Consider the following 9072-nt stretch of genomic DNA (forward strand, 5'->3'; position numbering starts at 1 on the left):
CGTGACTGGTTTGGCCACGCTGGGCGGTAGCCAAGTGACCTCGGCCGGTGCACAAACGTTTGGCGGTAATGTGGTGTTGTCGGCTGCGGGCAACAGCTTTTTGTTCGACAGCACCTTGGTCGCCAGTGCCAACGTGAGCATGACGGGCACACTCACCGCTACCAACGCCGCCAAAGCTGTGACCATCTCAGCGGGTACAAGTGATGTGAGCTTGGCCAGTGCGGTGGGTGGCGGCGCCACGGCCCTGACCACGGTGAGCGTGAGCGCCGATGAAATGACGGTGCTGAGCATTGACGCCACCCAAGCTGTGACCTTGAACCCCATCACCTCGGGTACCGTCGGTTTGATCAGCGGCGCCACCACGACGTTGACCAAGGGTGCAGCGGGTGTGTTGAACCTCACCGCAGCCAACACCTTTGGTGGCAACACCACCCTCAGTGCAGGCAGCATCAAACTCAGTGGCTCGGGCAGCTTGGGCGCTGGCACTTATGCAGCCAATATCGCGATGAGCGCAGGTGCGCAGTTGCAAAACAGCAGCAGCACAGACCAAACCTTGAGTGGTGTGATCAGCGGCGCAGGCCACATCGTGAAAGACACATCTGCCAGCGTGCTCACGTTGTCTGGGGCCAACACCTTGAGTGGCAATGTCACGGTCAACACAGGCACCGTGGTGGTCACACAAAACAACGGCTTGGGCAACAACACGGGCACAGCCACCGTGGCCACTGGCGCAGTGCTGGACATTCAAAATGCGTCCATTGGCAACGAAACCCTGACCCTCAATGGCGGCACTTTGCGCGTCTCAACAGGCAGCAGCAGCTGGTCGGGCTCTGTGAACTTGGGTGCTGCCAGCACCTTGTCCACCACGGGCACGGCCATGACGTTGTCGGGCTTGGTGGATGACAACGGTTATGGCCTCACCCTAGGCGGCACGGGTAGCTTCACCATGAGCAATGCCAGCAACACCATCAACACCTTGGCCACAGCTGCTGGGTCGACCATCAATGCCTTGACGATGAAAAACAGCGTTGCATTGGCCGTGGGTCAGATCAACGCCACAGGCCACGTGACGATTGACAACACCGCAGGCCTGACGCTGATGAGCGGGCAGGGCATCACCACCACCAACGGCAATATTGTGTTGGCGGGCACCCAGTTCATCAACGCGGCGGGCGTGAATGCCTTGACGGTGAGCAATGGTCAGAGCTGGCAAGTCTGGAGCGCCAACCCCACGCCTTTGGCAACCCTAGCCAACGGCGGTGACGACACGGGCAACTTGGTCAACAACTTTGTGCAGTACAACGCCACCTATGGCAGCAGCCAAGTCTTGGGCACTGGCAATGGCTTGCTCTACACCTTTGCCCCTGTCTTGACGGGTAGTTTGGTCGGCATCATCAGCAAGCACTATGACGGCACCACCAGCGCCAGCGTAGGTGCCGCTAACTTGCTGGTCAGTGGCTTGTTGAACGGCGATGCGTTGAGCCTGTCGCAAAACTCCAATGCGGTGTTCACCACGGCGGGTACAGGCACCTCCATCGTCGCTGTGGGCACTGGCAAAAATGTGGATGTCAATGCCGCCATCGTCACCGCCACCAATGGCAACAAAATCATTTATGGCTATCGGCTGAGCAACCCCGTGATGTCGGGGCCTGGTGAGATCACCAAAGCACCGATCATCTTGACGATGTCAAAAACCTACGATGCGTCAACCCTGTTCACCACCAGCAATGTTTACACCGTGACAGGTCTGGTGGCAGGCGATACGGTGCTACTCAATGGCGGCACGGCCACTGTGGCCAGCGCCAATGCAGCCACTTACAACAGCTTGTCGACCAACAGCTTCAGCATCACCAGCGACAAATACACCTTGGATGGCGCGACTTACAACGTGACCATCCACAAAAAGGCCATCACCATCACGGCCGAAGCCACCTACAGCGGCAGCACGGCTTTGGTACCAACTACTTCCATTGTGGGGGGCTTGGTCAACAGTGAGACATTGGTGCCCACTGGGGTGACGGCGCAGTTTGCTAATGTGGCCAACAACGGCAACAACTTTGTGACGGCGCTCACCTCCAACACGGGCACGGCCAATCTGAACAACTACAGCGTGACCTTGGCCAGCTCGCCCGTGACGATCAACCGCAAATTGATCACGCTCAATGGCACGTTGACAGCCAGTAAAACCTATGACGGCAATGTGTCAGCCTCTGTCATCACCACGGGCGTGACCCCAAGTGTCGTGTTTGGCAGCGATGATGTCTCGGTCAACGCCATCAGCGGCAGCTACGACCAACGTCATGTGTCCGCCACGCGGGTGGTGACGGTGACAGGTGTCACGCTCACAGGCACCAGCGCCAATAACTATGCGTGGGACACGGCATCGGGTCAAACCGCGTCGGGCACGATTGTTCAGCTTCCCTCCGCAACTTGGGTGGGTGCGGCAGGAGCCAACTGGGGTGATGCGGCCAATTGGGCGGTGACGGGCAATTTGGCGCAAACAGGTGTGTTGCCCGATGAGAGCAACGTGGCCTTGGCCATGATTCCAACCGGCACCACGGCAGTGGCGAACGCTGAAACAGGCTACAGCGGCAAGATTCATTTGGCAGGCACTTTGCGCGTGGCCAATGACAGCTTCTTGGGGGCAGTGCCGGCTAGCGCCACGGCTGACTTGATCACGCTGGATGGCGGTACTTTGAATGCCACAGACAACGTCACACTGCGTGCGAACCGTGGCCTCACACTCACGAACAATGGCGGCACTTTCCAAGTAAATGCTGCCAAGAGCTTGAGCTACGCAGGCGTCATTGCAGGCACGGGTGGACTGACCAAGTCGGGCTCGGGCACCTTGACCTTGACTGGGGCCAGTCCGAACTACGCTGGTTTGACTACGGTATCTGCGGGTCAATTGACCGTTGGGGGTAATGCCGGCACTGCGCTAGGCACGGGCGCTGTGTCTGTGGCCAGCCGCTTGAGCTTTGACACCTCGGCAGCTGTGTCGTATGCCAACGCTTTCAGTGTGACGGGTAGCGGTATTTTTGAAAACATCGGAAGCAACGCCATCACCACCACAGGTGGCATTGACACCAACTTGTCAGGCAACGTGGTGATAGATGGCGGCACCGCTGGCTTGACCATCGCCAATTTGATGACGCCCACTGGGGCAGGAGCCAGCTACTTCATCAAGGGTCACGTGACCTTCACCGGACACAACATGAGCGGCTTGGTGGTGCGTGCCGCAGGCCAGGCCACAGCGAAGTTCACTTTGACCAATGGCGTGAGCTCGTTCAACCTCTGGTTCATTGGCAGTGACACCGAGGCGAATGCTATGAGCATTGATGTGGCATCTGGTGTCAGCGTGACTGAAGATGCGACGCAAGGTTTAGCGACTAGCTTGTATTACAAAAATTTATCTGGCTTGGGCACCTTGTTCATGCGCGGTGGACTGACCACCACAGAATATGTACTCGGTGATGTGACGATTGCCAACCTCAAGGGCAGTGCCAGCAAAACCATCAGCATCGGCAATGGCGGCAGCGCAGGGCAATTGCTTTCTGGTGTTGTACAAGCCAATGGTGGATTGCTGCTTGATTCCACCACCAACTACACCTTCAGCGGTGCGCTAACAGCGGGTACGCTGACCAAGCAACAAACCAACACAGTCAAGCTCACAGGCACCCACACATCAACCGATGCCATTGCCGTGAATGCAGGTGTCTTGCAAGTGGGCGACGCAGGCGCTACAGGCAGCATCACGGGTAACACTGCGGTGGCTGCGGGAGCGGGCTTGGTGTTTAGCCATTCAAACGCCGCTGATCATGTGGGCAATATCAGCGGTGCAGGCACCGTCACCAAGCTGGGTACCAATGTGCTCACGCTCACAGGGGTACACACCTACAACGGTGATACAGCCACGGGTGATTCGGGTGGCGGCATGGTGTTTACCAACAACACCTTGCCCGTGACGCTTGGCGCTTTCACGGGCAATGGCGCTGTGACGATTCAACCTGCCGCCTCGGGCAGTTTTGGCAGCACCTTGTCCACCAGTGCTTACAGGTTTGGCAGTTCACTCACAGGCTTGACCTTGGGTCGTGTTGGCAACACAGCCACCATCACTGTCAATTCACCAGTGACGATTGCTGGTCCTATCAGCTTGATGGCCAGCAACATCAATTTGAACAACACAGTCACCACGACAGCCAATACGGGTGATGTGCTGTTGAGGGGCGTGGATATCACTGGCGCGCATGGCATCAACTTGGCCACAGGTCGCACGCTCACCCTTGATCACAGCGGTAGCAGCAGCTTTTTGTCGGGCATCATTTCTGGCGATGGCGTCAACTTGGTGAAGCAGGGTACAGGTGCGATGTACTTGCGTGGCGTGAACACCTATAGCGGCCTGACCACTGTGTCTGCAGGCTTCTTAGAGTTAGAACAATCAGGTTCTATCGTGACCGATGTGGTGAACAACGCAGGCTTGGGTTTCAACCAAACCGCTGATTACAACTTTGCCAAGACCATCAGTGGCACTGGCTATGTGGTCAAGTACGGCGCCAACACACTCACGCTAGGCGGCGCCAACACTTACAGCGGCATCACCAACTTGCAAGGCGGTACCTTGACTGTGGCCAGCTTGGCCAATGGGGGTGTGGCCAGCAACATCGGCCAGTCCACCAATGCGGCGGCGAACTTGGTCATCAATAACGCCACGCTCAAGTACACGGGCGCGGCCAGCAGCACGGATCGCTTGTTCACCTTGGGTGACAACGGCGCCACCGTAGATGCATCGGGTACGGGTGCCTTGGTGTTTACCAACACGGGCGCTTTGGCCTTCAGCGGCACTGCAGGTCGATTGCTCACGCTGACAGGTAGCAACCTCAACGACAACACCATGACTCCTGTGTTGGCCAACGACACGGGTATCAGCAGCTTGACCAAAGCGGGCGCAGGCAAGTGGGTGATGAAGGGTGCCAACACCTACACGGGTCTCACCACTATCTCGGCTGGCATTTTGAATGTGGGGGATGGCACAGATGCTTCTGCCTCACTCGGTACCAACACGGTCAGCATTGGCACAGGCACCACACTCAATTTCAACCACAGCGCCGCGGTGACCGCGGCCAACGCCATCAGTGGCGCCGGACAACTCAACAAGCTTGGCGGCAACACGCTCAGCCTGACAGGCTTGAACAGTTACACAGGCGCCACAGACACGGGCAACTCGGGCGGGGTGGTGTTCACCCACGACACCGCACCCACCACAGCAGGTTTCACAGGTTCGGGCACTGTGACGATTGAGCCCAGTACCAGCTTTGCCAGCGCTGTCACCGCCAACTACACCTTTGCCAACACCATTTCTGGCTTCACCTGGGGCAAGTCGACGAACGTGGCTGACTTGACCGTGGCCAGCCCCTTCAGTATTGCGGGGCCCATCAGCTTGTACGGCGGCAACCTCAATTTGAATGCCAACGTCAGCAGCAGTTTGGCGAATGCGGCCCTGTTGTTCAAAGCGGCGGGCAACATCACGCAAGCCAGCAACGTGGCGGTGAGCAGCAACGGCGGCGACATCACACTGTGGGCCAACAGCGATGGCGACACCGTCCATGTCGGCAGCATCTTGCTCAACTCAGGCGCGAGCATCAGCAGCCAAAACGGCAACATCACTTTGGGCGGCGGCACTTCGCTGGCCACAGGCTACGCCACCCACAAGACCACCCATGTAGGCAATACGGGTAACAACGCAGCCAACTATTCTGGCGGCGTCGCCTTGTTCAATGCCGCCCTCAACGCGGGCACAGGTGCCGTGACTGTGCGCGGAGAGTCGGTCGGCTCTGCAGATGATTTCGCCATGGGCATCATGTTGCGCGGTGATGCCGGTACATCGGCGATCACAGGCGGCGCCATCAGCTTGGTGGGTGTGTCAAACAACGCGAGCAATGCGGGTGGCAATGGCTCGTCTAACCGTGGCATTTCACTCACCAGCAGCAGCATCACAGGCACTGGCGCTGTGAGCTTGACTGGCACGGGTTCAGCAGGCGCGGGTGGATCAGCTTCAAACAACAGCGGTATTTATTTGGATGGCTCAACGCTCAGCTCGACGGCCAGCAGCGTGAGCTTGAACGGCACGGGGCGTGGTGTGAACGCTGGGGCTGAGGGCGTCTGGATGACACAAACCTCGAGCGTGTCTGCAGCCACACAAGTGAGCGTGACGGGTGCCACATCGCAAGCCGCCTCATTTGCCTTGACCATGGGCGCCCAAAGCACGCTCACCGCAGGTGGCGCGATGCAAATCAGCGGCAATGCGCCGATCGTGTTGGGTCACCTCAACAGCACTGGGGCTTTGAGCATCAGCACCACCAGTGGCCAACTGACCCAAACAGCGGACACCCTTGTGTCTGCGGCTGGCACCACAAACCTGACCGTGGCGAATGCCAATGTGACCTTGGATAACGCAGGCAACAACATGGTGGGTCTCATCAGCGTGAACAATGCCGCCAACCTGACCTTGCGCAGCACCACGTTGACCATGAATTCCGTCACCACCAGCGCGACGCAGGTGTACAACAGCCCTGTGGTCTTGCCTGCCAACACCACATTCGAGGGCACACAAGTGACCTTGAACCAAGCCGTCACTGGCACAGGTTCATTGACTGTCAATGGCGCGGTTGTGCTGAACGGTTCCACCGTGACCACCTCGGGCGCACAAACCTACAGCGGTGCGGTGACCTTAAGCGTCGACAACACATTGAGCAGCACTGGAGCTGGCGACATCACCTTTGGCAACACCCTCAATGGGGCCAAGAACTTGACCGTGAACACCTCGGGTGCCACCATTTTCCAAAATTCAGTCGGTAGAACCACGGCTTTGAGCAGCTTGACCACCGATACCTTAGGCACCGTGGCCATCAACGGCGGTGAGATCATCACTACTGGCGCACAAACCTACCGCGAAGACCTTCATTTAGGGGCCGACACCACCTTGAGCGGCGTGCATTTGTCTTTGCTGTCCAACGTGAATGGCGCGCACAGCTTGACACTGAATGACAGCGGCAACACCGTCTTGGGTGGTGCCGTGGGGGGCGTCACACCATTGACCAGCCTGAGCACCGATGCATTGGGTCAAACACACCTCAAAGGCGCATCCGTTCGCACCAGTTTGAACTTGGTGTTGCGTGACCCCGTGAAATTGTTCACCGATGTCAGCTTGCAAGCGGCAGGCCAGCTCAACTTGGCCAACACCGTAGACGGGGATATCACTGCTAATACGCGAACACTGAGCCTGAACGGTGGCAACACGGCTGCCATCAGCGTTGGAGGGGTGGTCGGTGGGCTTGTGCCCCTCAGAACCATTGAGGTGGTGAACAGCGAATCCACCACGTTGACGGCGGCGGTGACCACGGGCACGAGCGTGGTGTTGACCAACACCCGCTTCGGTATTGCCTTCAACGGTGGCTTGACCACCCCCACCTTGAGCGTGGCGGGGGCTCCTTTTGCACTGACACTGCTTGGCCAAGTGGCCATCACCAACACCGTGACGATGAACAACACGGGCAACTTGCGCTTGGGTGGCGTTGAATCTGACGACTTGAGCTTTGCGGGTGGCTTAACAGCCACCGCGCCAAGTGGCTTGGGTCTGGCTGGAACTTTGCGCACGGCCAATCAGAACATGTGGCTGGGTCGTGTGGGTAGCACCATCACCTTGCTGGCTAACAGCACCCTCGACACTGGCACGGGCAGTGTGCGTTTGGCAAGCCCCGTCACCACAGGCGAACAAACCTATGCATGGCGCATCCTCAGCACGGGGTCATCCACCTTGGAGGGTGACATCACCAGCGCGGGAGCTTTCAGTTTGGTGGGGCCCGTGACCTTCAGTGGCAACACCAGCGTGACCGCCACCACCATCACCTTGGGGGGTGAAGTGACCGCCTTGGGTCACCTGACCATTCATGGCGCCACAGTGGTCAATGGCGGCAGTGTGAACTCTGGAAACTTCGCGCAAACCTACGATGGTGCTGTCTTGGTAGGTGGCGCAGCGCCAACCACCACCTTCACGGGTCGGGGCATGAGCTTTGTTCGCACCTTGGATGGCGCACCCCGACTGCTCGTGAACGACAGTGGCGACACCACCTACGGCGGCGCAATTGGGGGCATCACTGCACCAGCACATTTTGAAACCAATGCGCTGGGCAGCAGCACCTTCAGTGGCGGCTTGGTGCGCACCAACGGACCCAACTCCATCATCATTGCAGACGATGTGGTGGTCACAGCGGCTACCACCACGTTTGACACGACCAACAACGGTATGTTGACCACCGGCGCCGACATCACCTTTGGCAAAACTCTCAACGGCGTTGGCAACAACGCCCAGTCTGTGACCTTGAACGCAGGGACAGGTGGCACCGTCTTGGTCTCTGGCGCTGTAGGTCAGACCAAGTCACTCAACACACTGACCTTGGCGAACAGCTTTGGTGCCACCTTCAATGGCCCTGTCACCGCAGCCACCGCCGTGGTGCTGAGCAACACCAGCGCTGGCAGAACCGTTCGCTTTGCCAACAACCTCAGCACGCCAGCCATCACAGCAAGCGACAACGGCAATGCCTACCACGTGGTGTTGGGGGGCGACAGCACGCAGATCAGCGGCGCCGCATCCTTCTTGAACACGGGCACGTTGACGCTGGGCGACTCTGCCTCGGACGTTTTAAGCTTTGACAGTGGTTTGGTGGTCACCGCACCGAGCAGCCTGAGCTTAGGCGGTACCGTGAACACCACCCACACAGCCATGACGCTGGGCGACAACAACACCCCGCTGGTGTTGAACAACCACCTGACGCTCAACACGGCTGGTGGGGCTTTGACCCTCAACGGTGCGGTCAACGGCACGAGCGCCAACAGCCAGTCGCTCAGCTTGAATGCAGGCGCAGCAGGGGCGGTGAGTGTGACTGCTGCGATTGGCCAAAGCGCCTCGCTCCATACCTTGACGCTGACCCACAGTGACGGCGCCACCTTCAATGCGCCTATCACCGCAGCCACCGCCGTGGTGCTGAGCAACACCAGCGCTGGCAGAACCGTTCG

At 58.6% G+C, this 9072-nt stretch carries 1 protein-coding gene (running past one end of the window); it reads left to right on the plus strand.

The features are described 5' to 3' along the window. Window positions 1-9072: part of an autotransporter-associated beta strand repeat-containing protein coding region (locus V7Q41_RS02710; RefSeq protein WP_333842454.1), annotated on the plus strand (this coding region is incomplete at its 3' end). 24995 nt of the annotated region lie to the left of the window's left edge; the window shows 9072 of its 34067 annotated nt.

It is taken from the genome of Limnohabitans sp. (assembly GCF_036804465.1).
Taxonomy (GTDB): domain Bacteria; phylum Pseudomonadota; class Gammaproteobacteria; order Burkholderiales; family Burkholderiaceae_C; genus Limnohabitans.